At 39.8% G+C, this 24,954-nt stretch carries 18 protein-coding genes; 4 read left to right on the forward strand and 14 right to left on the reverse strand.

Annotated features, from left to right (window positions below; all coding sequences use genetic code 11):
• Positions 1-181: 181 nt before the first annotated feature.
• The 7 genes from ACQQ5U_RS13255 to ACQQ5U_RS13285 all read right to left on the reverse strand — a co-directional run bounded on the left by ACQQ5U_RS13255 (position 182) and on the right by ACQQ5U_RS13285 (position 9,678).
• Positions 182-763, reverse strand: a complete 582-nt coding sequence (locus ACQQ5U_RS13255) for a hypothetical protein (RefSeq protein WP_437398210.1) — start codon at positions 761-763, stop codon at positions 182-184.
• Between the two features lie 143 nt (positions 764-906).
• Positions 907-1,584: a hypothetical protein gene (locus tag ACQQ5U_RS13260; RefSeq protein ID WP_437398211.1), complete on the reverse strand. Its 678-nt coding sequence runs from the start codon at positions 1,582-1,584 to the stop codon at positions 907-909.
• An 88-nt stretch (positions 1,585-1,672) separates the two neighbouring features.
• A complete protein-coding gene (locus ACQQ5U_RS13265) occupies positions 1,673-3,103 on the reverse strand; it encodes a SusD/RagB family nutrient-binding outer membrane lipoprotein (RefSeq protein ID WP_437398212.1) in 1,431 nt (476 codons plus the stop codon).
• An 11-nt stretch (positions 3,104-3,114) separates the two neighbouring features.
• On the reverse strand, positions 3,115-6,339 hold the full coding sequence (locus ACQQ5U_RS13270; protein ID WP_437398214.1) for a SusC/RagA family TonB-linked outer membrane protein: 3,225 nt from the start codon (positions 6,337-6,339) through the stop codon (positions 3,115-3,117).
• A gap of 214 nt (positions 6,340-6,553) precedes the next feature.
• On the reverse strand, positions 6,554-7,258 hold the full coding sequence (locus ACQQ5U_RS13275; RefSeq protein WP_437398215.1) for a helix-turn-helix domain-containing protein: 705 nt from the start codon (positions 7,256-7,258) through the stop codon (positions 6,554-6,556).
• A 195-nt stretch (positions 7,259-7,453) separates the two neighbouring features.
• Positions 7,454-8,362 (reverse strand): GYDIA family GHMP kinase, encoded by a 909-nt coding sequence (locus tag ACQQ5U_RS13280; protein ID WP_437398217.1) that lies wholly within the window; start codon positions 8,360-8,362, stop codon positions 7,454-7,456.
• On the reverse strand, positions 8,362-9,678 hold the full coding sequence (locus tag ACQQ5U_RS13285; protein WP_437398218.1) for a hydroxymethylglutaryl-CoA reductase, degradative: 1,317 nt from the start codon (positions 9,676-9,678) through the stop codon (positions 8,362-8,364). The genes ACQQ5U_RS13280 and ACQQ5U_RS13285 overlap by 1 nt, the downstream gene beginning before the upstream one ends.
• Positions 9,679-10,004: 326 nt before the next feature.
• Between ACQQ5U_RS13285 and ACQQ5U_RS13290 the strand changes: the two genes are divergently transcribed.
• The gene (locus ACQQ5U_RS13290; RefSeq protein WP_437398220.1) at positions 10,005-12,164 is read left to right on the forward strand and encodes a S9 family peptidase; all 2,160 of its coding nucleotides are present in this window, start codon (positions 10,005-10,007) and stop codon (positions 12,162-12,164) included.
• Positions 12,165-12,188: 24 nt separating this feature from the next.
• Positions 12,189-13,724, forward strand: a complete 1,536-nt coding sequence (locus tag ACQQ5U_RS13295; protein WP_437398222.1) for a peptide MFS transporter — start codon at positions 12,189-12,191, stop codon at positions 13,722-13,724.
• A gap of 7 nt (positions 13,725-13,731) precedes the next feature.
• On the opposite strand, the gene ACQQ5U_RS13300 is transcribed toward ACQQ5U_RS13295, so the two are convergent.
• Genes ACQQ5U_RS13300 through surE form a run of 5 tightly spaced genes read right to left on the reverse strand, consistent with a single transcriptional unit; the run spans position 13,732 to position 18,513 of the window.
• The gene (locus ACQQ5U_RS13300) at positions 13,732-15,729 is read right to left on the reverse strand and encodes a ComEC/Rec2 family competence protein (RefSeq protein WP_437398224.1); all 1,998 of its coding nucleotides are present in this window, start codon (positions 15,727-15,729) and stop codon (positions 13,732-13,734) included.
• A 19-nt stretch (positions 15,730-15,748) separates the two neighbouring features.
• On the reverse strand, positions 15,749-16,294 hold the full coding sequence (locus tag ACQQ5U_RS13305; RefSeq protein ID WP_437398226.1) for a C40 family peptidase: 546 nt from the start codon (positions 16,292-16,294) through the stop codon (positions 15,749-15,751).
• 33 nt (positions 16,295-16,327) lie between these two features.
• Positions 16,328-17,440 carry a lipid-A-disaccharide synthase gene (lpxB, locus tag ACQQ5U_RS13310; RefSeq protein WP_437398228.1) on the reverse strand — a complete coding sequence of 371 codons (1,113 nt, stop codon included), beginning with the start codon at positions 17,438-17,440 and terminating at the stop codon, positions 16,328-16,330.
• A 16-nt stretch (positions 17,441-17,456) separates the two neighbouring features.
• Positions 17,457-17,744, reverse strand: coding sequence for a hypothetical protein (locus ACQQ5U_RS13315; RefSeq protein WP_437398230.1), 288 nt, complete (start codon positions 17,742-17,744; stop codon positions 17,457-17,459).
• A complete protein-coding gene (gene surE / locus ACQQ5U_RS13320; RefSeq protein WP_437398232.1) occupies positions 17,734-18,513 on the reverse strand; it encodes a 5'/3'-nucleotidase SurE in 780 nt (259 codons plus the stop codon). The genes ACQQ5U_RS13315 and surE overlap by 11 nt, the downstream gene beginning before the upstream one ends.
• A gap of 201 nt (positions 18,514-18,714) precedes the next feature.
• Between surE and ACQQ5U_RS13325 the strand changes: the two genes are divergently transcribed.
• Positions 18,715-20,886: a carboxy terminal-processing peptidase gene (locus ACQQ5U_RS13325; RefSeq protein WP_437398234.1), complete on the forward strand. Its 2,172-nt coding sequence runs from the start codon at positions 18,715-18,717 to the stop codon at positions 20,884-20,886.
• Positions 20,887-20,984: 98 nt separating this feature from the next.
• Complete coding sequence (locus ACQQ5U_RS13330) at positions 20,985-21,782, forward strand: DNA/RNA non-specific endonuclease (RefSeq protein WP_437398236.1); 798 nt, start codon at positions 20,985-20,987, stop codon at positions 21,780-21,782.
• On the opposite strand, the gene rodA is transcribed toward ACQQ5U_RS13330, so the two are convergent.
• Both rodA and ACQQ5U_RS13340 read right to left on the reverse strand, forming a co-directional pair.
• Positions 21,779-23,062 carry a rod shape-determining protein RodA gene (rodA, locus tag ACQQ5U_RS13335; protein ID WP_437398237.1) on the reverse strand — a complete coding sequence of 428 codons (1,284 nt, stop codon included), beginning with the start codon at positions 23,060-23,062 and terminating at the stop codon, positions 21,779-21,781. The two genes, ACQQ5U_RS13330 and rodA, sit on opposite strands and share 4 nt — an antisense overlap.
• Positions 23,052-24,920, reverse strand: a complete 1,869-nt coding sequence (locus tag ACQQ5U_RS13340) for a peptidoglycan D,D-transpeptidase FtsI family protein (RefSeq protein ID WP_437398238.1) — start codon at positions 24,918-24,920, stop codon at positions 23,052-23,054. The genes rodA and ACQQ5U_RS13340 overlap by 11 nt, the downstream gene beginning before the upstream one ends.
• Positions 24,921-24,954: the final 34 nt, after the last annotated feature.

Consider the following 24,954-nt stretch of genomic DNA (forward strand, 5'->3'; position numbering starts at 1 on the left):
TCCATGCCCATTAGGAACTGGGGCATCATTTTAAACCAGTTCCTAACGATCTATGAAAAAAGGGTCAGACTCTAATAAAGTCAAACCCCCGTTATTTTTAAATTACACACTTATTGGGATAGTGTCCCTCCTTTAAAGGAGGCTTTTATGTTTTCTGAAGAACTTCTTGTCTTGGTTTCACCTATCTACTTTCAGGCTCATCCCATTTCATTTTATAACAGATATCCGTTATTTTTCCATTGGAGTCTACAGTAATTTCAAAGCCTTGTTTTGTCCGGAAATAAGCATCCCGCAAAAAGTACCATTTACCATTTTTAAAAAAGAACTCTCTTTTATCAGGTTTCCAATCTTCGATGGGATATATATAATCCAAAAGAGCTTGAAAGTGTGGCGCGGTATCTGGATTAAGCAAAAAGTCCTCTCTAATATAAGTTGTAAGTTCTGGCAGATTGGTATTGGTTTTTATATATTCAAACCGCTTTACTTGATCACCATTGTCAATAACAATAAATTCATTGACTTGTTTTTTCTTTTCACCATAAATATTTCTGGTCTCTTGGGTAATGTAGAAAACTTTGTGCTTCAGGATATTTTTCACGGACTCTGAGGTAATCTCTTTAAAGTCTGTTGTACAGCTTTTATTTAAGAAGTTGTCCAATCTAAGGGTACGCTCCATATCCTCTTGGCAAAATAATAAAGAGACAGAGAGCAGAAGGATACCAAAGAGGGATTTGCTAACTAAGCTTTTACAGATTTGGGCCATTTTTGCTAAAAGTTTGATCAATATGTCTCAAACTTATATGTAATGGACGGATTTTTCGGGTGCTAATTGATGGATGGGGTGTTTGACTAGATCGAATTAGGTTTTGAATTTTTTTTGTCCTTTACTCATCTCAATTGAATGTGTTAATTGGGATTATTAAAGAGGTGGTCCAGTAACATAATAAAGTTCTCTTCTTTTTTTAAATTCAATCTATTGTTTTTAATGTATGTTTTCGATTGCTTTCGTTTTTTTTCAAACAAATTAAATACGGCTTTCTTATTTAGTTCAAAGGGATTGCTCAGTGTTTCATTTTGGTATAGAAAATATTTGTTTGTCAATTTATAGTAATCATTCTCAGTAGTTCCCTTCATAACATTGGTTCTCCCTTTTTCTATATGGCAATCATATCCTTTCAATAAAGTAATTTTTTTGTTTTTATGTACAATTTCATAAAATGAATTAGAATCAACTTTTTTGAATTTTCGATCTGCAATTTTTAGGGAATCGATCTTATTTTTTTCTAATATTAAAATGGAATCTTTACCTATTTTAAGTACTATGTCCTGGTTCAGGGCGTCTATGTTTAGACCAGACATTGTATGCGTCTTTCCTCCTGTATAAATAATTCCTGGTTCTTGGAAGTTTTGAAATAAAAAACGTGAACCTTTAATGCGTTTTTGTGGATTTAAAAACTTATTTATATTATTTGAAAGAATAGGGTTGTAGCTATGCATTTGTCCCGACCTTAGATTAGGGTCATTTTTCTGACTATAAGAAATAACAGTTAAGAATACGGCAATTAGTGTAATTATTTTTTTCATAATAGATTAAAAAAAGTCCAGGACCCTTTAGGAATCCTGGACATATTAAAGAATAAATTAAATTGTCATGACTAAGGAAAGGGATAGCTTAGTTTCCTTCTCCAACAATATCCCAAAAGACCCTTGAGCTTTTTAAATCGCCACCCATAGCTTGACTGGCAGCCTCATAGTTTACGCTGTTGACATCGCCATCATCATTGCCGTATAAATATCTACGTGGGACAGCTTCACCTGAAACTTCCGGTCTTGTAAATGTATCCGGGTAGTCCAAAAGTCTCCAAGAGGACCAAGCTTCAAACCCTCTACCATATAGTGCTATATATTTTTGTATGCCTATTGACTTTTTCCAGTTTGCCGCATCATATGCTACACTTGCTTGGGCCATATAGTTGTCCGCGTCTTCTTGGGAACCGCCCCAGTACAAAATCGAAGCTGTAATCCCATTGTAATAGTGGGTTCCTGCATCTCCGGTTATCAACCCTCTTTCAATGGCTTCTGCCAACAAAAACTCCACTTCGTCATAGCTCAATATGACTCCTTCCAAATCGGGAGTATGCCATAGGTCGCCAATATGTGTGAAATCCGTATAAGCACTACCAGTCCCGTAAGTACCTCCTTCATAAGGGGTTATGTTGTCATCCATAAAAACGGATGCTCTAGGGTCGTTCAGGGGCGAGATTATATCCACAAAGGTATTTGCCATAACAAAGTCATTACGCCCTGATTGTACCAGACTTGTCCAAATTGGATTTGTGTTCGGAGGGGCTGTTTCAAAAGGGAATGATGCATTATCTGCATTAGAAGTGAAAACCCCGGAAGAAACAGCTTCCGTGGCCAGTTGCTGTGCGGTGGCATTGTTATAATCGGATATTCTTACGGCCATTCTTAATTTCAGGGAATTGGCAAATTTTCTCCACTGCGCCGTTGATCCATTATATATTAAATCGGCAGCACCGAAAGATTCGGAATCGGCGCTCAACATTTGGATAGCCTTGTCCAAGCGAGTGAACAAATCAGCATAAATTACGCTATCTTCATCATACACCGGGGTTAGATTTTCAACGCCCATCAAGGCTTCGGAATAAGGGATATACCCATAGGTGTCCACCAGAACATGCCAAGTGTAGACTTGGAGGACTTCCACTACTCCGGATTGGGTCGATTTGAGGTTGGCATTCAAGGAAGCATCTTCGTCTATAAGTTGTTGGGCTTCCCTGAGGTCGTTCAATATATCACGGTACAGGTATAGGAAAAAGCCTCCGCCGATATCCCTGCCTCTGATATTGTAATTTACTTCGTCCGTATACTGGGTTTCATTCCAGTATTGCGCAAATAATTTGAAAATATTATAGTTCACGCTTGTACTGCTCATTCTTGTGAACAAATCCTTTTCGGCACTTGTCAGAAGATAGTTGGCAGGAACGGAACTGGGGTTTTTCTCGTCAATATTCCAGTCCTCAAAATCTTGACAACCAAATGTGACCCCTAGTACTAGGATTATATATATGATTTTTTTCATTGTCTCTTTTTTTAAAATTCTAATTTTAAGCTGAACCCATAATCCTTGGTGGTTGGATAGGCCCCTGATTGATACCCTTGAAGGTTACCTGAGCTCAAGCCGGCCTCTGGGTCACTGTAGGGTATATTTTTATGGATGATCCATAGGTTTCTACCTGTAGCGGATAGGGTTATTCCTTTGATAAAAGTATTGGCGATAAGGTTCTTGGGCAATGAGTAGGATAAAGCAACCTCCCTTAGCTTGACATAGCTTGCATCGTATACATGCAAGGCATGGGGTGCTCGGGCATAGCCCAAAGTATGTGCATAGTAATCCATTCTTGCCCTTATGGTGTTGGGAGTGCCATCCGCTTGGACACCATCCAATAGGATACCTCCGCTATCAGGACCATCCGTCACAGGGGTTCTTACAGGATTGCCCAGTTCGTTGAGGCCTGCTGTCTCTGGATATAGGCCCGTTGCCATTCCGTACCATGTATCCAAGGAGAATACCTTGCCCCCTTGTTGAACATCTATTAGAAAGCTTAAAGAGAGACTCTTGTATTTGAAAGTGTTTTTGAGTCCACCTTTCCAATCTGGTTGAAAAGTGCCCAAATTTTCATTTTGACTTTCTGTAACCGCATAATTACCATTTTCATCGATTACCCTTTCACCATCCAGATAAACAAAATCGGACCCATATAGTGTCCCGAAAGGCTCCCCGACAACTGCGTTGATCGAAAGACCGGATTGGACGCTTGCCAATTGTAGGGCCGGAAGTCCTTGTGGCAATGAAAGAACCTTGTTTTTATTTTGTCCCCAGCTTACATTGATGTTCCATGAAAAATCTTTTGTTTGCAGAGGTATTGCCCATAGTGCCACCTCAACACCTTTATTTTCCATTTCGCCTGTATTGATCCACTGGCCGGAATATCCAATTGCGGGAGTAACGGCAATGTTGTTCAATAGATCGAACGATCTTTTATCATAAAGCGATAGGTCAAAACCTGCCCTTTTGTTCTTGAATGCCATCTCCAGACCGATTTCCTTTTCTTCCGAACTTTCGTTCGTCAAATTTGAATTGTTGTTGGTGGAGGGCAAAGATCCAGAGGCTTGGCCCCCGACGGGAGTGTTCAAATCATATGTGTTGTAAAGGGTCAATGGACTTGCGGAGTTACCTGTTTTCGCATATCCCAACCTTAATTTACCAAAGGGAATGATTTTTGAATCAAGTAGTTCGGAGAAAACAAAACTCCCCGATATTCCATAATAATCATAACTATTGTTATCGGTCGGCAAGGTGGATGAGACATCATATCTATACGATCCTTCCACAAAGAAGAAATTGTCATACCCGATAGAGGCGTTTGCATAATATCCATCGACACCCATAGAATACTCATATTGATTTGGAGCATTGATGGGGTTTACGGAATTGCTCAAGGCAAATAGCCTATCAACATTTATACCCCCATTGGTAGAAGCATAAAGTGTAGAATATTTCTGCCGCATAATGTTTGTCCCCAAAGTCCCTCTCAAAGCTACCTTGTCACTTAGGTCCTTATCAAAATTGAGCATCAGGTCATAGTTCATCTCGTTAAAGCTCTCGTTGTATATGCTGTATTGGGACACTGAAGTGCTATGGTTGTTTATTCGCTCTTCCTGATTGCCGGAATAGTTGTCCAATGATACCCTGCCAAAAACATCCAGCCAATCAGTGATCTGGTAGTTAAGGGAGGCATTTCCGTACACCCGATTTCTAAGATCGGTCTCATAGTTCTCATAACGCATCCAATACACATTGTCGTGGTAGATGGGGTGTAGGTCATGGTTGATATAAGAAGTGTTCCAAGTTATATTGTCCCCGGTCGCAAAATAAGCGGCCCTTTGTTCTTGAACGTCCACATTGGTTTGCCACCATTGTCTTGCAGTTTGCATAAAGTTTTGGGAATCGTACCCTGTCCCGTAGCGGCCTTTTCCTTTGGTTTTTACATAAGTTATTTTTGCGGCAGCGGTAAGTTTGTCATTCAAGTTGTGACTGGCGTAAAAATCAAAATTGTCCCTTGTGATTTTACTGTTTGGCATGATGCCTTTTTGGTCCAATTTGGTGTACCCGATCTTAAATTGACCGTCTTCATTTCCTCCATCCAAGGAAACACTGTTGAACAAGGTGACCCCAGTTTCAAAGACAGATTCTGGCCCATTTTTTGCTGCGACCCATGGAGTTGCTTTGCCATAGGTTCCTTCAAGTTGGGGATAAAAGGAATTCCATTGGTGGACCAATAAGTTCTCATTAAAGGGAACAACCCCAAATGACCCGTCCCAATCGGCAAGTGTATAGGCTTCGTCTACACCATCATTGTTTTGGTCTTCAAAATAAAAGCCGCCCGGATGAAAACCATCATAATAACCTGCCCCATATTCTTTCTGGTACTTGGCAAAGGTATCAGGGTTGAATTTGTTAAAAGTGGTGGACGAATTTATGGTCACCCCGATTCCTCTGTTCCTTTTCCCTTTTTTAGTGGTAATAACGATCACCCCGTTGGAAGCGCGGTACCCGTATAGGGCCGTTGCGGCACCTCCCTTTAAAACGTTGATGGATTCAATGTCCTCAGGGTTGATATCGGCCGCTGCGTTACCGTAATCATAACCACCCCTACCGGTTTGTTGACTGCTGCCATTGTTGTTTACATTGCTGATCGGTACACCGTCGACAACAAACAAAGCCTGATTGCTGTTGTTGATCGAGGAGTATCCCCTGATAATTACGTTTGATGAACCTCCCAATGTACCGCTGCTCTTGATATCGATACCGGCAACCTTTCCGGATAACGAGTTTACAAAGTTTGCCGCTTTTACGGTACTGACTTCATCACCCTGGACCTCTTGGGTCGCATACCCAAGCGATTTTTTTTCCCTGGCAATACCCAAAGCTGTTACCACAACCTCTTCAAGTGCTTGGGCATCATCTTCCATTTGCACATTGATCATTGCGGATGTGCCAATGGTCCTGTCCACTGTTTTTTGACCAATGTAACTGAAACGAAGTACTTGGCCCGTACTTGCCATAATGGAATAGTTCCCATCAAAATCTGTCTGGGTACCGTTGGTGGTGCCTACCGCCAAAATGGAGACTCCCGGAAGGGGCAATCCATCCTGGTCGGTCACAGTTCCGGTAACATTTTTTTCCTGTGCCAGTGTTGTAGCGCATAAGCATATCAACAACACCAGCAACATGCCATAGTTTTTTGCTTTCATAAATTAAAAAATTTAAAAGTTAGTTAGTGCAATCCGACAAAATGGGAGGTAAATCTTTTTGTAGCTAATTCAAATAATCTTCCTAAAACAATGATCTAGAGAAGAATGGATTCAGGGCTCCCACCTTGTAGATTGCGGCGTAAAAAAAAGGAAAGAAATATGGGGCATTGTAAGCGCTTATTAACCTTTACGTATTTGCCGAAGGAAATTAACATTAACAATTGGACATGATGCTGTCCTGTTCTCGCAGATATTCTTTTGGGGTGATGTTGGTAACCTTCTTAAAAGCCTTATAAAATGAAACCCTATTATTAAAACCGCATTGATAAGCGATGTCAGAAATACAGATTGGTGATTTTATAGAAGAAGACAGCAACCGTTTGGCCTCCTCAATCCGATATGTGTTTATATATTCATAAAAACTTACCTCAAAATTTTCGTTGATGACTTGTGAAGCGTGGTGTCTTGAGATATTCAATTCTTCAGCAAGGTCACAGAGTTTTAATCCATGATTCAGATAAAGTTTTTGGTCGTTCATAAGGCTTTCAAGTTTGCCTCTTAATTCGTGGGAAAATGATTCTGAAAGCCCTGTTTTTTCATATTTGATATTTTTCTCGTCCAATGTTACAACAGGAGGATGTTGTTCGTAGAATCTATCGGGATGTTTAATATATAAGTAGATGAGCAAACTCATTAGCAATAAAATGACGGAAAGAGCGTACACAATTAGGTTCTCAAATCCATTCCCCAACTGAACCAAGCTATATAAAACCAAAATGGTATTGTAGGTAAACAGGAATAGAAGGAGAAAAAGCTTGTTTTTGAGTAGATTTGCTCCTTTTTTTAGTGCCAGGTATAGGGTAAAAAGAAAACCAAAAGCAATAAAAAATATTAAAGTGTACTTCCAAAAAAATAGCATAATATTTTTTTAATTCTGGAAGATTTTTTTTGAGTTAGCTACTTTCTTCGTAGGCAAAGTTATAAAAAACCTACAAGTAAATCTAGCCGATTGATGAATGTAGTATTTGAATGTATCAATGAGTGGGTTTAACTAATTTAAAATAAAGTAGAAATAAAAGTCTTAAATTTTTAAAAATATTTTCTTACAGCTATTTCAAACAATCATCTTCGAATAAGGAATCACGGTGTGGTGCCCTTTCGATTTGAAGTAGGATATAGTTTTGTCATCACCAGTGGCCAACACAAAATCGCCTCCCCATGCCCCCAGGCTTTTTACCATCCCAAAATAGTCAGGGAAAAGGCTTTGTTTTACAGGCTCTATATTTAACACGTTGGAAAGTAATTTTTCATGCTCTTCCATTAATACTTCAAAACCGGACAAGGTGGATGCATCTATCAATTTTTGAGTAATACTGGAAATACTTTTTACAAGTTCGGACTTGTCAAACTGTTGCTCTCTGTAGTTGGCAATGGCTTCTTTGCTACTTTGCTTCTGGTTGAGATGCACAAAAAACAGCGAGTCCTTAAAATTGGGAGCAAAATTAATTTCCTCAACATTGGGTTCGCCGTCTTTGAGTTGATATGTAATGGGGGAGTTATGTTGTGCACAAGCGATATCATAACCACTTCCGCCAAAAGCGTTCCATAAAAGTTGATAAGCATCGACCCGCGCCCATTGGGCCAAGTTGTTAATAAGGGTTGATGATGTGCCCAACCCCCAGAATTTTGGAAAAGTTAAATGTGTTTCTATATCGAAGCCATCACTATCGGTCAACAATAATGGATTTTGGGTATTGGCCTCTAAAAGTAGTGTGATTAAGGTTTTGGCCACTGTTTCGTCCGTAGTGGAAACAACATTTAAGTTGGTCAGGTCAAATTTTGCTGAGAACCAAATATTTTTGTTTTCGTCAAAACTGGTCCATTCCAAAAAACCGGATGTTGTCGGAGTTACATGGAGCGATTGCCCATAGCTTGTAGGAATGGCGAGTCCCACTGCTCCATCCAAAATAGCATACTCGCCTGAAAGTAATAACTTGCCATTGCTGTAAAACTCCTTCTCCATTATTCTGATTTAATCTTTTCCAACGCTTCTTTTACCGAGGCATTGGTTACGGTTTGGTCCTTAAAATAGGTGACTAGTTGCTGCTTTTCAGATTCGGTAGCGCCCATTTGATTGAGCATATTGAGCAAGTGCATCTTCATGTGGCCTTTTTGAATGCCCGTTGTAACAAGACTACGGACTGCTGCAAAATTCTGGGCCAATCCAGCTACTGCAACAATTTGCATTAATTCTTTTGCGGTTGGATTTTGTAGGATTTCCAAAGCAAGTTTCACTAAGGGATGCAAGGAAGTCAATCCTCCTACGGTGCCCAAAGCTAGGGGGACTTCAATCCAAAACTTGAAAATGCCATCTTCAATTTTGGCATGAGTCAAACTTGAATACTGCCCTTCTTTTGCCGCGTATGCGTGTACACCAGCCTCAACTGCTCTAAAATCATTTCCTGTGGCGAGGACCACGGCATCAATGCCGTTCATAATGCCCTTGTTATGGGTTACGGCCCGGTACGGTTCAATATTGGCAATGTTTACGGCCTGCACAAACTTTTCGGCAAATTCTTCGGAGGGCATATCCGCATTGCCCAAGTCAGAAACAGGGCAACTAACTTCAGCTTTTACCAAACAATTGGGAACGTAGTTGGATAAAATACTCATCACTATCTCGATGTCTTTCTCCTTATCGGTAAAAGCATTAAAAGAAAGTGCCTGCTCTTTTAAAGTCTTGGCGAATTGCTCCAAACAGGAATTGATAAAATTCGCACCCATGGCGTCCAATGTCTCAAAAGTGCAATGGAGCTGGTAGTAACCTTTAATTTTACCGCTTAAATCCCTTAATTCAATATTATTGATACCTCCTCCACGTTTTTCCATGTTTTGAGTGATGGAAGCAACACTTTTAAGCAACTCAGGTTTTACAAAATTGAAGAAACCTGATAGTTTCTCTTTATCACCTTTATATATAAAGTGTACCTGCCCTACTTTTTCCGTTCCAATAATCTCGGCCTTAAATCCGCCGCGTTCCAACCAAAATTTGGCAGCCTTGCTGGCTGCAGCCACCACGGAACTTTCCTCTATGGCCATGGGAATGGCCAAATAGTCCCCATTGATCAAAAAATTGGGTGCAATGGCAAAGGGCAGATAGTAATTGGATATGGTATTTTCTATAAACTCATCGTGCAATTTTTGCACTTTGGGGTCGGCATTCCAAAATTGTTCCAATAACCTTTTGGTATTTTCTGGGTCCTTGGTGCAATTAGTGGCTATCCAATCTATTTTTTCAGTTTTGGAGAGTTTGGAAAATCCTTGAACGGGAGTCTTCATAAAGCTGGGTTAAAGCTTTCAAATATACGGATATTGACCATTTAGGCGAGAGGCGTGGTTATTTTGAAAGATTAACGGTTGCCCAAAGGTTAAAATTTGTTGCAAACGCAACATCAAAATTTATTTTTCCGATAAATATTAGTAAACTTGGGAGTTTTTAATCAGATAAACCTAGCGAAGCAATGTTATTTGGTTAGGTGCAATTTGAAGCAAAATGTCATGTCGAACGCAGTCGAGACATTTTTTTTCAGCCTTTTCGACTAAGCTCAAAGTGACCAAAACGTTTTTTTGACATTTAAGAGAATATTTAATCAATTTTTCATTTCATGAACAAACAGTCTTTTCTATTCCTATTCCTTTTGGGAGTTTTTACTTTTTCCACAGCACAAAAGAAAAAAATAACCCTTGAAGAGATTTGGGGAGGAGAATTCAGGACAGAATACATGGACGTTCTCCGGTCCATGAACAACGGTACACAATACACTATTTTAAATACAACACGTTCTCCCCGTTCCAGTAGTTTGGACAAGTACGATTATGAAACCTTGCAAAAGGTGGAAACCATTGTGGCTTCATCCGATGCTATTCCATATTTTTCTTCCTTCACATTTAGTGAAGATGAATCCCAAGTGTTGTTGGCAACAGAAGTAGAACCTATTTTTAGACGTTCCCGTCTGGGCATCTATTATGTGTATGACATTGCCTCAAAGGACTTGGTGAAAATTGCCGAGACCAAAATTCAGGAGCCAACGCTTTCCCCTGATGGAAGCAAAGTGGTCTATGTTTTGGACAATAACCTGTATGTTTTAGACCTGGCGGACAGAACCACCAAACAAATCACTACCGATGGAAACAAAGGTACCATCATTAATGGCGTAACCGATTGGGTGTATGAAGAGGAATTTGGCTTTGTACGTGCTTTTGAGTGGAACAGCGATGGAACAAAAATCGCATTTCTAAGGTTTGACGAGACCGAAGTCCCACATTTTTCCATGGATTTTTACGGAACTGGACTTTATCCATATCAATATGAGTTTAAATACCCAAAAGCTGGGGAAAAGAATTCCATAGTATCATTGCATATGTATGATGTTACTTCGGGAAGTATTTCCGATGTGGATTTGGATGACCCCTACTATATTCCTAGAATCGAATGGATGCACAACCCTAACGATTTGAGTGTTCAGACCTTGAACAGACATCAAAACGATTTGAAGCTATACGCGGTGAACGCAAAGGATAATTCCGTTTCTCTTTTATTGGAAGAAACCGACAAAGCTTATGTGGATGTTGATGATGACCTTACCTTTTTGGATGATGACAGCTTTATCTGGACAAGCGAAACTGATGGTTTTAATCACCTTTACCTATATGGGAGAGATGGGAAGCTTAAAAATCAAATAACCGAAGGGTCCTGGGAAGTGACTCGTTACTATGGTTATGATGAAAAACATGACCGTATTTTTTATCAGTCCGTAGAAAACGGCTCCATCAATAGGGGAGTTTACAGTATTTCTACCAAAGGAAAGCGCAAGAAGGCACTATCTACGGAAGAGGGAACAAATTCTGCCGCCTTCAGTAGTGATTTTACCTACTATATCAACACATATTCAAGTGCGACAACCCCGTACAGATTTACTTTGCATAAAGCTTCTAATGGTGAATTGGTGAAGGAAATCAAGGATAATTCCGCTTTGTTGAAAAAATTGGATGGGTATGAGATAGCTCCCAAAGAATTCTCTACCATCAATGTAAATGGGTACGACCTCAATATGTATATGATCAAACCAGCCGATTTTGATCCCAACAAAAAATATCCATTGTTTATGTTCCAATATAGTGGACCTGGCTCACAACAAGTGGCCAATGGGTGGATGGGTAGCAACGATTATTGGCACCAGCATTTAGCATCGCAAGGCTATATTGTAGCCTGTGTAGATGGTAGGGGAACTGGATTAAAGGGACGTGACTTTAAAAAAGTTACCCAAAAGGAATTGGGCAAATACGAGGTGGAAGACCAGATTGCCGCAGCCAAAAAATTGAGCGAGCGTTCTTATATTGATGAAAACCGAACTGGAATTTGGGGATGGAGTTATGGTGGCTTTATGTCTACCAACTGCTTGCTGAAAGGCAATGATACTTTTGAAATGGCCATAGCGGTAGCTCCAGTGACCTCATGGCGATTTTACGATACTGTTTATACAGAACGTTATATGCAGACCCCACAAGAGAACCCAACAGGATATGATGATAACTCACCATTTAACTACCCAGAATTATTAAAGGGAAAATATTTGTTGGTTCACGGTTCCGGTGACGATAATGTGCATGTACAGAACACCATGCGAATGATCGAGGCATTGGTGCAAGCCAACAAGCAGTTCGATTGGGCAATTTACCCAGATAAAAACCATGGAATATACGGTGGCAATACACGTTTGCACCTATATACCAAAATGACCAACTTCATTAAAGAAAATCTTTAGAATATAAACCAATACAGATCCGTTATGTCAGAAGTATCCAAACCAGAAAGTGAAAAGCAGTTATTTGGGCATCCGCGAGGATTGTTTTACCTCTTTTTTGCAGAGTTATGGGAACGTTTCAGTTTTTATGGAATGCGGGCCCTTCTTACACTCTACATGGTGGAAGTTATTTTCGAGGCCTTAATGGAACGGGATTATGCCACTGCGGCGGTATATTCCTCTTATGGTTCTTTGGTTTACGCCTCAACTGTAATAGGTGGGCGTATTTCGGATAGTATTCTAGGAATGCGAAAATCCATTTTTTTGGGAGGAATCCTAATGTCGTTAGGACATTTTGTGTTGGCCATAGAGAATCACGTTACTTTTTTTATAGCCCTTTCACTGATTATAGCTGGTAACGGTTTCTTTAAGCCAAACATTTCAACATTTGTTGGTTCACTTTATAAGGATGGAGACCCCAGAAAAGATTCTGGATTCACCATTTTTTATATGGGAATAAACATAGGCGGTTGGGTAGCTCCATTGCTGTGTGGTTTCTTGGCAGCCAAATATGGTTGGCACTACGGATTTGGACTAGCAGGAATAGGCATGCTTACAGGGTTACTTGTTTTTTGGAGCGGAATTAAAAAAGGAGTCTTTGGAGATAAAGGACTACCGCCGGAGAATGGAAACATCGATAAAAAGGTATTTGGCCTAAAACAAGGAGTACTTGTGCCCGTTTTGGCATTTGCCTCAGTTCCGGTGATAGCCTATTTATTGTCTGCATATAAAGCATTGGGTGCGGAAGGAACTTTCTTTGATGACCAGAATATCGTTAACGTAATTTTTAAATTGATAGGATTATCTATATTGGTTTATTTGGGTTACATCATGTATAAAGCTACTGTGGATGAGCGTAAAAAACTCTTTGTAGCCGTTCTGATTACCTTTTTTATGACCATTTTTTGGGGCTTTCATGAACTTTCGGGTAGTGTCATCACATTATTTGCAGCTCGAAATGTAGATTTGGAGGGCATCATGTCCGCTTCCCAAACCAATTCATTGAACTCCATGTGGATTATTATTTTGGCCATTCCGATTTCTTTAATGTGGCAATGGCTGTCCAAAAAGAAACTCAACCCAAGAACTCCTTACAAGTTTGGAATGGGGCTTTTGTTTGCGGGAATCAGCTTTTATGCTTTGGCCGTAAGTGGAGCAAGTGCCAATGAGAACGGTTTTGTTCCCTTCACCTATCTATTGTTGATGTATTTCTTGCTGTCGGTAGGGGAATTGTTTATGTCTCCCGTAGGATTGTCAAAAATTACAGACCTATCACCAAAGCGCATTGTTGCCTTTATGATGGGGGTATGGTTCCTTTCGTCCGCATTTGCATTTCAGGTAGTTGGATTTATCGGCAAACAATTGGCTATAGAAAGTACGGATGCTGATATAAGTGGATTTAACACCCTTACCATTTACACGGATGGTTTCATGCTCATCGCCAAATATGCTTTGGGAGCTGGTGTTTTAGTGATTTTAGCTTCGCCATTGATTAAGAGATTGATGGGTAAGGTCCACTAGAGACTTCTTAAAAATCAAAAACATAATATCCCTTTTCACCGGTGTAGTGGAAGGGGATTTCTTTTTGGTTACAGGTTGCTTTCCATTTTCGAATTAAACTAGGATAATTACTTCCATCAGCAAATATCTTTTTGGGCTTGATAGAATCCAACAACCGTTCTAGATTGAGCTTTGGAGATTGGGTGAGCAATAAATAATCTGGACGCTCTTCCAAAGGAAGAATGGCCAAGCTGTCCACAATAAATAATCTCTCATCCCCAATGAGGTAACTATTCTTCAATATTGATGTATCCACCTTTTGAATCGTTTCTGCCACAGCGTAATTGTCAATAACGTTACCAAGGTTGGTTTTGTCAGATGTAAGGATGGAAAGTGAATCCCCCAATTGATGAAATAAAATTGTATTTCTAGAGCGGTGCGCCAAAATAATCGCTTCCTTTTCTTGAACTAGCATTTGGCCCCAAATAATCCAGCTTTGAAAGGCGATGATTCCGCCAAACAACACCAAAGCTACTTTCCATTTGGGTTTGGATAGGAAAACCACCAATACAGTAATAATGAGATATCCCAATAGCAGCTGAACTGAATCAAAAGGAATATTTTTGATGATGAAACCTTCTTGCTGTGCGACCCAACCAATAACAGAATTCATCAGTTTAATGACCCAATTAAAGCCATCTGCCATAAATTGAGGCAAGAAGTCGATCAAAGCCAAGACAATGACCAAGATCCCTAAGCCCAAAATCAACCCTAAAAATGGAATGACCAGCAGGTTGGAAATAAAAAATAGGGCTGGAAATTGATGAAAATAGAACAAGCTAATCGGCAATACACCCAATTGTGCCGCAACGCTAACCGATAACAATTGCCACGTTTTTCGTATGATGATATTCTCGGGAAACCAAAGTTTTTGCAGCTTGGGATAAATCCAAACAATGGCAAAAACGGCAGCATAACTCATTTGAAATCCAACCTGAAATAAAAACAAAGGCTTCACCAGCAAAATGAACAACATGGATAGAGCGATGATGTTGAACGAATTGGTGGGTCGGTTTAGGTAAAACGCATAGGCCACAAAAGAAAACATGGTAACCGCACGGACAATGGAAGGAGAGAGTCCTGCCACGAAAGCATAACTCCAAAATAGCAACACAACCAATATCAATTTGATGGTTTTACCTTTAGGTAATCGCTCCAATGGGGACAAGAAAAATTCCAAAAGGAAAAGGATAATCCCTACATGAAGTCCGGATACTGCCAAAATATGAACGGCTCCTGCATTTTTGTAGTTGTTGTAGGTGGTCTCGGAAATGTCGTCCCGTTTTCCCAGAAGTAGTGCTTGGATAACGCCCATTTCTTCTGATTCGAAGTTTTTTTTCTCTAATTTGGAGATAATATGTTCCCTAAAGTTGCTGGCAATCCCGAACAAGGTATTTGATGCCTTTTCTTTTTTCACGATAGACCCATGGTCAGTTCTGATTTGATGTAGAATACCTTGTTTTTCAAGATAACTTTTGTAATCAAACTGATGTGGGTTTAATGGTGAACGAATGCTTTCAGGCTTTGCATATATCAGAAATTCATCATCAACCTGCAATGGTTTTACCGTTGAATCTGCCGAAATACTGAAGAGCAATTTTCCAGATGCTTGCTCGTCATCTGTAGCTATAATTTGGGCAATGTATCTGTGGGAGAACGAGTTGGGTTTAAGTACTTCCCTCACTTTTAAGTGCCAAACTTTTTCTTGGTTCAAGTCTAGTTTAGTGTAATGGTTGGGCATACCGCTTCCTACGGAAATCCCAACTACAAAAACACCCAAACAGATGGTAATGATAGAAGTAAGTATCTCAAAATACGGGAACCCTTTTCTTTGTTGCTTTTTACTGACCCAATAAACTACAGGCAGCAATACTAGCATGGTAATTAAGGGCAAAAATGGAGCTACTTCATAATAAAAGCCGATGACAATGCCCAAAATAACACACAGGGTGAGTTTTATGGACACAAAATTAAGTTGGCGCACTTTACAGTATGCGCATGGCCTTTATAAAAGCGCTGTTCCAATATCCCTCCCGTAAAGAGGATACCAGTACGCCTCTTGAGGTTGTGGCGTGAATAAATTTAATGTCATCTCCATCCACATCGACTACCAGGCCAACGTGATTGATGCGTCTTCCAGTTTTACTGGTCTTAAAAAAAAGGAGATCTCCTTTTTCTACATTGTTCACCCTAATTTTTTCACCTTCCAAGGCCATTTGGTAGGAAGTTCTCGGGAACATAATGTCATTTTCCTTTAAGGAAACATAGACCAGTCCGGAGCAATCCATACCCTTTTTAGTGGTTCCCCCGTATTTATAACGAGTTCCTGAAAAAGTTAATGCCGTGGAAATTATTTCGCTTGCCTTAGCATTTTTACGCCCCTCTTTTTTGGGTTTTCTTTTAGGGGAAGTGTCGGTGGTGGACCCCTCTACCGTAACGGTTCGGGTCTTGCTGTAGGTGCGTCGTTTTTTACCTGGGCCACAAGCGGCGATGGTAAAAAGCAACAGTAAGATTATGGTTTTTCGTAACATCCAAGAATAGATTTACTTTCTTGGAAGATAAAACTACGCATTTTTCACAATTAATTGGGCGGCCAATTGACTGGCGCCTTTTCCTCCCAATTTTTCTTTCAATAATTTATAGTCGGATAACATGCGTTCGCGTTCTGGTCCTTTTACAATTTTGGTAAGCTCTGTTTTGAGATTTTTTGAGGTTAAATTATTTTGAATCAATTCTTTGACAACTTCCTTTTTCATGATTAAGTTGACCAAAGAAATATAATCCAAGGTGATTATTCGCTTCGCAATCTGATAGGAAATCCAATTTCCTTTATAGCATACCACTTGAGGGATGCCAAAAAGAGCAGTTTCCAAAGTGGCCGTTCCACTGGTTACCATTGCAGCATGGGAATGCTTTAAAAGTGTATAAGTTTTGTTGGAAACATACTCAACTTTGTCGCCTTTGAGAAATGGGCTGTAAAATTCATCGGGAAGACTTGGAGCTCCCGCAATCACAAATTGGTAATTTGGAAAATCCTTTTTCACGGAAAGCATCACCTCCAACATTTTTTGCACTTCTTGTTTCCTGCTGCCCGGCAGTAAGGCAATAATAGGTTTGTCAGGGTCCAGTCCGTTTTCTTTTTTAAACGTTTCATTATCCTGAAGAGGTGTGTTTTCTATGGCATCAATTAACGGATGACCAACAAATTGTACAGGATAATCATGCTTTCTCTCATAAAACTCCTTTTCAAAAGGAAGGATTACGTACATATTGTCAATGTCACGCTTAATTTTTGAAATTCGACCTTCCCTGGAGGCCCAAATTTGGGGAGAAATGTAATAGTTGGTTTTAAAACCGTTTTCTTTCGCCCACTTGGCAATCCTTAGATTGAAACCTGAAAAATCAATAAAAATTATTACATGGGGATGGAAGCTTTGAATGTCTTCTTTGCAATACGAAATGTTTTTAAAGATGGTAGGAATGTTCATGAGTACTTCCAAAAAACCCATAAAGGCCATATCCTTGTAATGTTTGGCCAATTCCCCGCCGGCTTGCTGCATCAAATCACCGCCCCAACAACGAATCTCCGCTGAGGTGTCCTCTTTTTTTAGGGCCTTTATCAAATTGGACCCGTGCAGGTCCCCCGATGCTTCACCAGCTATGATGTAATATTTCATTGGATAGGTACTAAAACTAAGCCATTACTTTGTATAATAGGATAACAAGTGCAGTCACTAAGGTAGCCAGCATAACCCCTTTGGCCCGTTGATCTCTTTTAATTCGTAAAAAACCGAAAAAAGCTATCAAATTTAAAATAGCCCCCAAGGCCAACAAACTACCAATATGACCTTGGTCAATGGCGGCATTAAAAGTGTCCGTTATGCTCAAATCCGAAAATAACAGAATATAGAGCAAGGTCCCAAAGGTATTTGCAATGATTCCCACTATAAATCCTATAATGATCTCTTTCTTATTGTTCATTTAAGTTCCAATTGTTTATTTGTGGTATGACATGGTGTGCCGTAAGGTCGAATTGGGTAGGTACTACCGAAATATAGCCCTGCTCCAAGGCCCACTCATCAGTATCTTCACCTTTGTCCAAAAGTTCAAATTCTCCTGAAAGCCAATAGTAATCCTTTCCGGATGGACTGGTTCTTTTGTCAAATTCCTCTTTCCAATTACCCCTGGCTTGTCTGCATACTTTCACACCTTTAGGTTCTTCTGCTGTTTTGGGAATATTGACATTTAATACGGTTCCCTTTGGGATTCCATTGTTCAAGGCTTCCGAAACAATCTTTTTGATGTAATCCAGTGCAGGCTCAAAATTGGCGTCCCATGAATAATCGCATAAAGAAAATCCTATGGCCGGGATACCTTCGATTCCTGCTTCAATGGCAGCACTCATAGTTCCCGAGTAAATCACGTTTATCGATGAATTGGAACCGTGGTTGATGCCACTAACGCAGATATCAGGCTTTTTGTCCAAAATAACCTGGAGTGCCAATTTCACACAATCCGCAGGTGTGCCACTGCAACTATACTCGCTTGGCGCGCCTTCTTTATGGTCCACGACCACTTTTTTGGAAAACAAAGTGCTATCTACCGTAATGGCATGTCCCATACCGCTTTGTGGGCTGTCGGGGGCTACCACAACAACATCTCCGAGCTGTTTCATGGTGCGTACCAATGCCCTAAGTCCAGGAGCGGTAATTCCATCGTCATTGGTAACAAGAATCAGTGGTTTTTCCATTTTGGATAATTAACGGCATAAAAATACGTTTTTCATAAGGATATGAAGCTTTACGCGTTTAACAAAAAATTAAATGTAGCGTACAGGACTGGCACGGTTTTTTCTGTATATTAGGGAATTCATACAATTAGAAACGACGGATGACGCAATGCAGATTTGACAGTATGAGGTCAGATTATTTCGCTCCAGAAAAATCACATTATGAAAAAGAACTTTATTTTGGCACTTTTGGTTATTCTTGTTGCAGTTGCCTCCTGCAGTTTTACCAATAAGTCTTTTGGGAATGACGACAAGGATAAACTTTTACTTGATTTAATTACCTATGTTTTGGAAAGAGGGCATTATGAGCCTAAAGAAGTGAACGATAGCTTCAGTTCCAATGTCTTCGATGATTTTATAGATGTCATTGACCCTACCAAGAGATATTTCCTAGAAAGTGATATTAGGGAATTTGAAAAATACAGGTTTATGATCGACGATGAGATCAGAAATACCGATATTACTTTTTTCAATGCAGTATACCAACGTTTGATGGTCCGCATGGATGAGGCCAAGGAGATATACAAAGAAGTGCTTGCTGCACCTTTCGATTATACAGTTGATGAAGTTATTGAAATCGATTACTCCGAGCAAGATTTTGCAGCCAACAAAAAAGAACTTAAAGAACGTTGGAGAAAACAGCTGAAATACAATACACTAAACGTTTTTGACAATAAAGTGGATAATATGATTTCTGATGCAAATCAGGAAGCAAGTCTAGATTCCAATGCTATCTTGGCGTTTAATGATATCCCCGGCACGGTTGACAAAGTTACCACGGAAGAAGAAGCAAGGGAAGTAACCAAAAATACCTTGGACGAATTTTTCGATTTTGTAGGTGATTTGGAACGTAAAGACTGGTTTGTCCAGTATTTGAATACCATAGTAGAGGAATTTGATCCCCACACTTTCTATTTTGCTCCAGAAGAAAAAGAAAAATTTGACATTGGTATGTCCGGTAAGTTTGAAGGTATCGGAGCCCGATTGCAGAAAAAGCCGGAAGGAGCCAAAATCGTTGAGATTATTTCCGGTGGCCCCGTTTGGAGAGATCAGTCTCTGGAAGTAGGGGATGAAATTTTAAAAGTTGGACAACAAGGTGAAGAGCCCATCAATATTGTTGGAATGCGATTGGAGGATGCCATTAAATTGATTAAAGGTCCAGAAGGCACCATAGTGGATTTAACGGTTAGAAAAGTTGATGGAACGATTGAAACCGTTTCCATAACCAGAGATGTTGTGGAGTTGGAAGAATCATACGCAAAATCAGCGACCATTGATGCTGGAGATATAAAATATGGACTAATCGATCTTCCAAAATTCTATGTGGATTTTGAAGATTATGCAGAACGAAATGCCGCTACCGATGTGGCCAAAGAATTGGAACGCTTGAAAGAGGCCGGTGCAGAAGGAATTGTACTGGACTTGCGCGACAATGGTGGAGGTTCGTTGAAAACTGTTGTTGAAATGGCAGGATTGTTCATCAAAGACGGTCCTATCGTTCAGGTGCGCTCCTCCGGACAACGTAAAGAGGTACACGAGGATAAGGATGAGCGAATCCAATGGGATGGTCCTTTGGTAATCTTGGTTAACGAACTATCCGCATCAGCTTCAGAGATATTGGCTGCAGCCATGCAGGATTATAAAAGGGCGGTAATCATTGGAAGTAAGCAGACCTTTGGAAAAGGAACCGTACAAAATGTGATACCGCTGGATAATATTGTGAGAGGTAACGAACACGGAGATTTGGGGGCCATAAAATTGACTACCCAAAAATTCTATAGAATAAACGGTGGTTCTACTCAGTTGGAAGGTGTAAAAAGTGACATTGTTGTTCCGGACAGATATAGCTACATTGATCTTGGTGAACGTGACCAGCAAAATCCACTTGGTTGGGATAAAATTACCCCAGCGGAGTACAAGGTTTGGGACGGATATATTGATTTTGATGATGCCATTAAAAAGAGTAATGCACGTATGGCCAATAATGAGCAGATTAAACTCATTGAGGAAAATGCCAAATGGTTGAAGGAGCAACAAGATGAGAATTTGATTTCCCTTAATTACGACGTATACGTAAGCAAAGAAAGAGAGGTCAAAAAGCGTTCAGAGAAGTTTAAGAGCTTAAGAGATTACGATTCCAAATTGTCTTTTAGCTCATTGCAATACGAGAAGGAACTATTTACCCAAGATTCCGTACTTAGGGAAAAACGAGACAGATGGCACAAGGATTTGGCCCGTGATATTTACGTGGAAGAGGCAGTAAATGTGCTTAAAGACCTTCACAAGAATAATATTAAGAAAAAAGAAAATGAATTGGCTAGTGTAAAAGGTTAGTTGATTAAGTGATTATTTTACATAGAAAAAGCCAACTCCTCAGAGTTGGCTTTTTCTATGGAATTTTAATGGTAAAGTTTTTCCAAATTGAAGAATAAATGAAGAATAGGACCATATACACTATACTCTTGGCATTGTGTATTGTTGGCTTTTGGTTGTTCGATAATTTTTATACCCCGGCCACATATTCCAATTCCGATGGTTCTAGTATTGATTTGGTAGAACCCAATTTATTGCCCAGTTCCACAACCGGTGATGTAGTGGAACATACCTATTATACACTTTCCTATCGTGAGTCCCATGAACAGTCAGAATGGGTAGCATATAAGCTAAAAAAGGAGCACCTAACGTATGATGATAGGGAACGTCCATATTTTATCGAAGACCCAAAGGTGAGAACAAAATCGGCCGATTGGAAGAATTACAGAGGATCAGGATACGATAGGGGACATTTGCTTCCGGCAGGCGATCGGCGATTTTCTGAACAGGCTTACAATGAAACTTTTTACACGAGCAACATAAGTCCACAGGATAAATACTTTAATGCAGGTATTTGGAACCGATTGGAAAAGAAGGTACGTTATTGGTGTAAAAAATACGGTGATTTAATAATCATTACAGGAGGGGTGTTGGATGATGATCTAGTTGAAATTGGCGAAGAAGATGTTGATGTACCCGATGCTTTTTATAAAGTTGTATTTAGGAAAAAAGGTGATAAAGTATGGGTTCTAGCATTTTTGATTCCCGCTAAAGAAAGTCAAGAATCACTGCAAAAATTTTTGGTGCCCATTGATGTGGTTGAAGAAAGTACAGGGCTTGATTTTTTTGAAAAGCAACCTAAATCTTGGCAACATGCAATAGAAACTTCTGTTAATACCAAAGGCTGGAAATTCTAAATACCATCTTTTAAACGGTTGGAATCCAGTTTTAGAAAGATGAACAACAACATCGTGAAGAAAATCAATCCAGAACCTCCATAACTAAAAAAGGGCAATGGAACTCCAATGGTGGGCAATAACCCAATCACCATTCCAATATTGATAAAGTAGTGGAACACTAAAATGGAAATTACCCCGTAACCGTACATCCGGCTAAAATCACTTTTTTGTCGCTCTGCAATATAGATTAGCCGTAAAAAGAACAACGAGAATAGTAGAATAACTGCAGATGTACCTAAAAAGCCCCACTCTTCGCCCACTGAACTGAAAATATAATCCGTGTGTTGCTCTGGTACAAAATCACCTTTTGTTCGGGTTCCTTCCATAAATCCTTTACCGGTAAAGCCACCAGATTCTATGGCTTTTTCGGATTGGTAAGTATTGTATCCGATAGTTTTTTGGATTTCATTTAGTTTTTCTTCATCCTTTTCCAGACTCAACCATAAGGCAAAGCGGTCCCTATGACGTTGTTCAAAGACATTTTCAAACACAAAGTTTACCGATAGGGAAAAGAGTATGGAAACGAGAATAACCCCAAGAACCGGAAGTATGGGAATTTTTACAGATGCTTTTTTGAAGGTATAGAACAATAAGGCAAGAATAATCAATCCGATGGCTACCCAAACCGTACCGAACATTAAAGTGGTGGCAAACAAGACCACGGCAAATATTAGAATTCCTAAATAATAGATTGGAAACCCTTCCCTGAACAACACAAAAAAGAGTGAAAAATAGATGAGCGAACTTCCTGGATCAGGTTGGGGCAAAATCAACAAGGCAGGTATTAGAATTATTGCCAATGCGTAAAGTTGATGCTTGCCCGTTCGGATATCAGTTTGTATGTCGCTCAAAAATTTAGCGAGCGCCAAAGAGGTGGCCACTTTGGCCAATTCTGAAGGCTGAAGATTAAAAAAACCTAGATCGTACCAAGAAGTTGCTCCTGCAATAGTTTTTCCAAATACAAATAGGCCCGACAGCAGAACAATAGAAACAATATAGAAAAGGGAACCAAAACGCTCAAAAAAATGGGATTCCACGAATAGTACGAAGATGATGCCCAATACGGCAAGACCAATAAAAAAAAGTTGTTTTCCATATAAAGTGGAAAAGTCAAAAATTGAAGTGTGCGCTTCCCCAACAGAAGTGGAATAAATATTGATCCAACCAATAAAAACCAAAAGTGCGTAGAGGATTACGGTAACCCAATCCAACCTACCGAAAGGTCCTCTACCAGACATACTCGTTTATTTCGAAGGGTTCACCGCTATAAGGTTTGGCATACTCGTGTTCCAATGTTTTTTCCAGCATACGCTTTTCCAGATCTTTTCGCGTAATTTCTCCTTTGATGTATTTTTCGATCAAAAGTGAAGCGATATGTCCTGCGTAGCGAGATCCGTAGTACCCATTTTCAATATAAACGGCCAAAGCAATTTGTGGGTTTTCAACCGGGGCAAAAGCCACAAAAACCGAGTGATCCGTCAATTGCATACGTTCACCATCAACCCTAATATAGTTTTCTACTGTACCTGTTTTTCCGGCAATATCAATACCTGGAATTTTAACCCATCTGGCCGTTCCGTAATTGTAAACATTGGCCATTCCATCAATTACTGGATCAAAGTGTTTCCTGTCAATTGTGGTATAACGTGGTTCGGTGTATTTAGGATCGATCTTGCCGTTATTTCCAAAACTCTTAATTATATGAGGTGTGTAAAAATAACCCCTGTTTGCTATAGCGGCGGTCATATTGGCCAATTGTAAAGGTGTGGCCGCAATTTCTCCTTGACCTATGGAATTGGATATAATGGTGGATGCCGCCCATCTGCCATCCCCGTACCATTTATCGTAATAAGCTACATCTGGAATTCTTCCAGGTGCCCCTGTGGGAAGGTCGGTACCAAGAAAATCACCAAGACCAAAACTTTTCATGTGTTTTTCCCAAACATCCATACCTTCATCCGTAGTTTCATATTTGTCGAAAATTTTACGGAAAACCCCGGCAAAATAGGCGTTACATGATTGATAAATACCAGAGTTCAAATCTCTTACACCGCCACCGCAATGACATCCTCTAAGTGTATTTCCCACATAGAAACCATGATAACACCTAAATTTAGTATGTGTGTCTATAACGCCTTCTTGAAGGCCAATTAAAGCGTTGAGTGTTTTAAATGGTGAGCCTGGAGAGGGTTGTGCCAGAATGGAACGGTCCCAAGTAGGTTTTGATATAGTATCGTAGTGAAGCTTGCTATAATTTTTGGATCGTTGTCTTCCTACTAAGAGAGCTGGATCATATGTTGGACCCGATATCATGGCCAAAATCTCACCAGATTTGGGTTCGATCGCTACAATGCCGCCTCTTTTACCATGCATCAATTTTTCTCCATACTCTTGGAGTACCTTGTCCAAGGTAATCTGTATTTCTTTGCCTTGCTGGGGAAGAGTATCCAACTTACCATTTTTATAGGGTCCGATATCTCGGTTAAAACGATCTTTTTGAATATGTTTGACTCCTTTTCGGCCCCTTAATATTTCTTCATATTGCTTTTCAATGCCCGTTCGTCCTTTTAATTCCCCAGCAACGTAATATGGATTGTTTTTGAGGTCCCATTCATTTACCTCACTAATATAACCAAGCACATTGGCTGCACTTTTAGTATTGTAATATCGGAGTGATCTTTTTTGGATATAAAAACCGGTGAAATGGCGCATTTTTTCCTGTAGCTTGGCATAATCCTCTTTGGAAAGTTGAGGCACCAAAACAGAAGGTAAACGAGGAGAATATATTCTCGCTTTTTCCATTTTGGAAAGAAACTCAGGTTTATCAATCCCTAATAGGCTACAGAATTCTACAGTATCCAAAGGTTTCACCTCCCTTGGGATCACCATAACGTCGTATGCAGGTTGATTCCCTACCAAAAGTTTACCGTCCCTGTCGTAGATATAGCCTCTTTCAGGATAGTCGTAGACTTTTTTAATGGCAGGATCATCCAATATTTGATCGGGAGAAAACCGAAACAGCTGCAAATAGGACAGCCTACCAATAAAGGTGAATCCTATTAGAATAACAACGGATGAAAGCAATAATTTTTTCATGAACAACCTAAATTCGCGGGCCCAACATATATAT

Origin of the sequence: Flagellimonas lutimaris (assembly GCF_051494225.1) — a bacterium.
Lineage (GTDB): Bacteria > Bacteroidota > Bacteroidia > Flavobacteriales > Flavobacteriaceae > Flagellimonas > Flagellimonas lutimaris_A.

Bases quoted from the DNA above. Each gene is read 5' to 3' on its own strand.
- ACQQ5U_RS13260 (WP_437398211.1), bottom strand. From the start codon at position 1,584: ATGAAAAAAATAATTACACTAATTGCCGTATTCTTAACTGTTATTTCT.
- rodA (WP_437398237.1), bottom strand. From the start codon at position 23,062: ATGTCTGGTAGAGGACCTTTCGGTAGGTTGGATTGGGTTACCGTAATC.
- ACQQ5U_RS13295 (WP_437398222.1), top strand. From the start codon at position 12,189: ATGTCAGAAGTATCCAAACCAGAAAGTGAAAAGCAGTTATTTGGGCAT.
- ACQQ5U_RS13285 (WP_437398218.1), bottom strand. From the start codon at position 9,678: ATGAAGACTCCCGTTCAAGGATTTTCCAAACTCTCCAAAACTGAAAAA.
- ACQQ5U_RS13275 (WP_437398215.1), bottom strand. From the start codon at position 7,258: ATGCTATTTTTTTGGAAGTACACTTTAATATTTTTTATTGCTTTTGGT.
- ACQQ5U_RS13265 (WP_437398212.1), bottom strand. From the start codon at position 3,103: ATGAAAAAAATCATATATATAATCCTAGTACTAGGGGTCACATTTGGT.
- ACQQ5U_RS13330 (WP_437398236.1), top strand. From the start codon at position 20,985: ATGAAGAATAGGACCATATACACTATACTCTTGGCATTGTGTATTGTT.
- ACQQ5U_RS13305 (WP_437398226.1), bottom strand. From the start codon at position 16,294: ATGTTACGAAAAACCATAATCTTACTGTTGCTTTTTACCATCGCCGCT.
- surE (WP_437398232.1), bottom strand. From the start codon at position 18,513: ATGGAAAAACCACTGATTCTTGTTACCAATGACGATGGAATTACCGCT.
- ACQQ5U_RS13290 (WP_437398220.1), top strand. From the start codon at position 10,005: ATGAACAAACAGTCTTTTCTATTCCTATTCCTTTTGGGAGTTTTTACT.
- ACQQ5U_RS13280 (WP_437398217.1), bottom strand. From the start codon at position 8,362: ATGGAGAAGGAGTTTTACAGCAATGGCAAGTTATTACTTTCAGGCGAG.
- ACQQ5U_RS13270 (WP_437398214.1), bottom strand. From the start codon at position 6,339: ATGAAAGCAAAAAACTATGGCATGTTGCTGGTGTTGTTGATATGCTTA.
- lpxB (WP_437398228.1), bottom strand. From the start codon at position 17,440: ATGAAATATTACATCATAGCTGGTGAAGCATCGGGGGACCTGCACGGG.
- ACQQ5U_RS13315 (WP_437398230.1), bottom strand. From the start codon at position 17,744: ATGAACAATAAGAAAGAGATCATTATAGGATTTATAGTGGGAATCATT.
- ACQQ5U_RS13325 (WP_437398234.1), top strand. From the start codon at position 18,715: ATGAAAAAGAACTTTATTTTGGCACTTTTGGTTATTCTTGTTGCAGTT.
- ACQQ5U_RS13255 (WP_437398210.1), bottom strand. From the start codon at position 763: ATGGCCCAAATCTGTAAAAGCTTAGTTAGCAAATCCCTCTTTGGTATC.
- ACQQ5U_RS13340 (WP_437398238.1), bottom strand. From the start codon at position 24,920: ATGAAAAAATTATTGCTTTCATCCGTTGTTATTCTAATAGGATTCACC.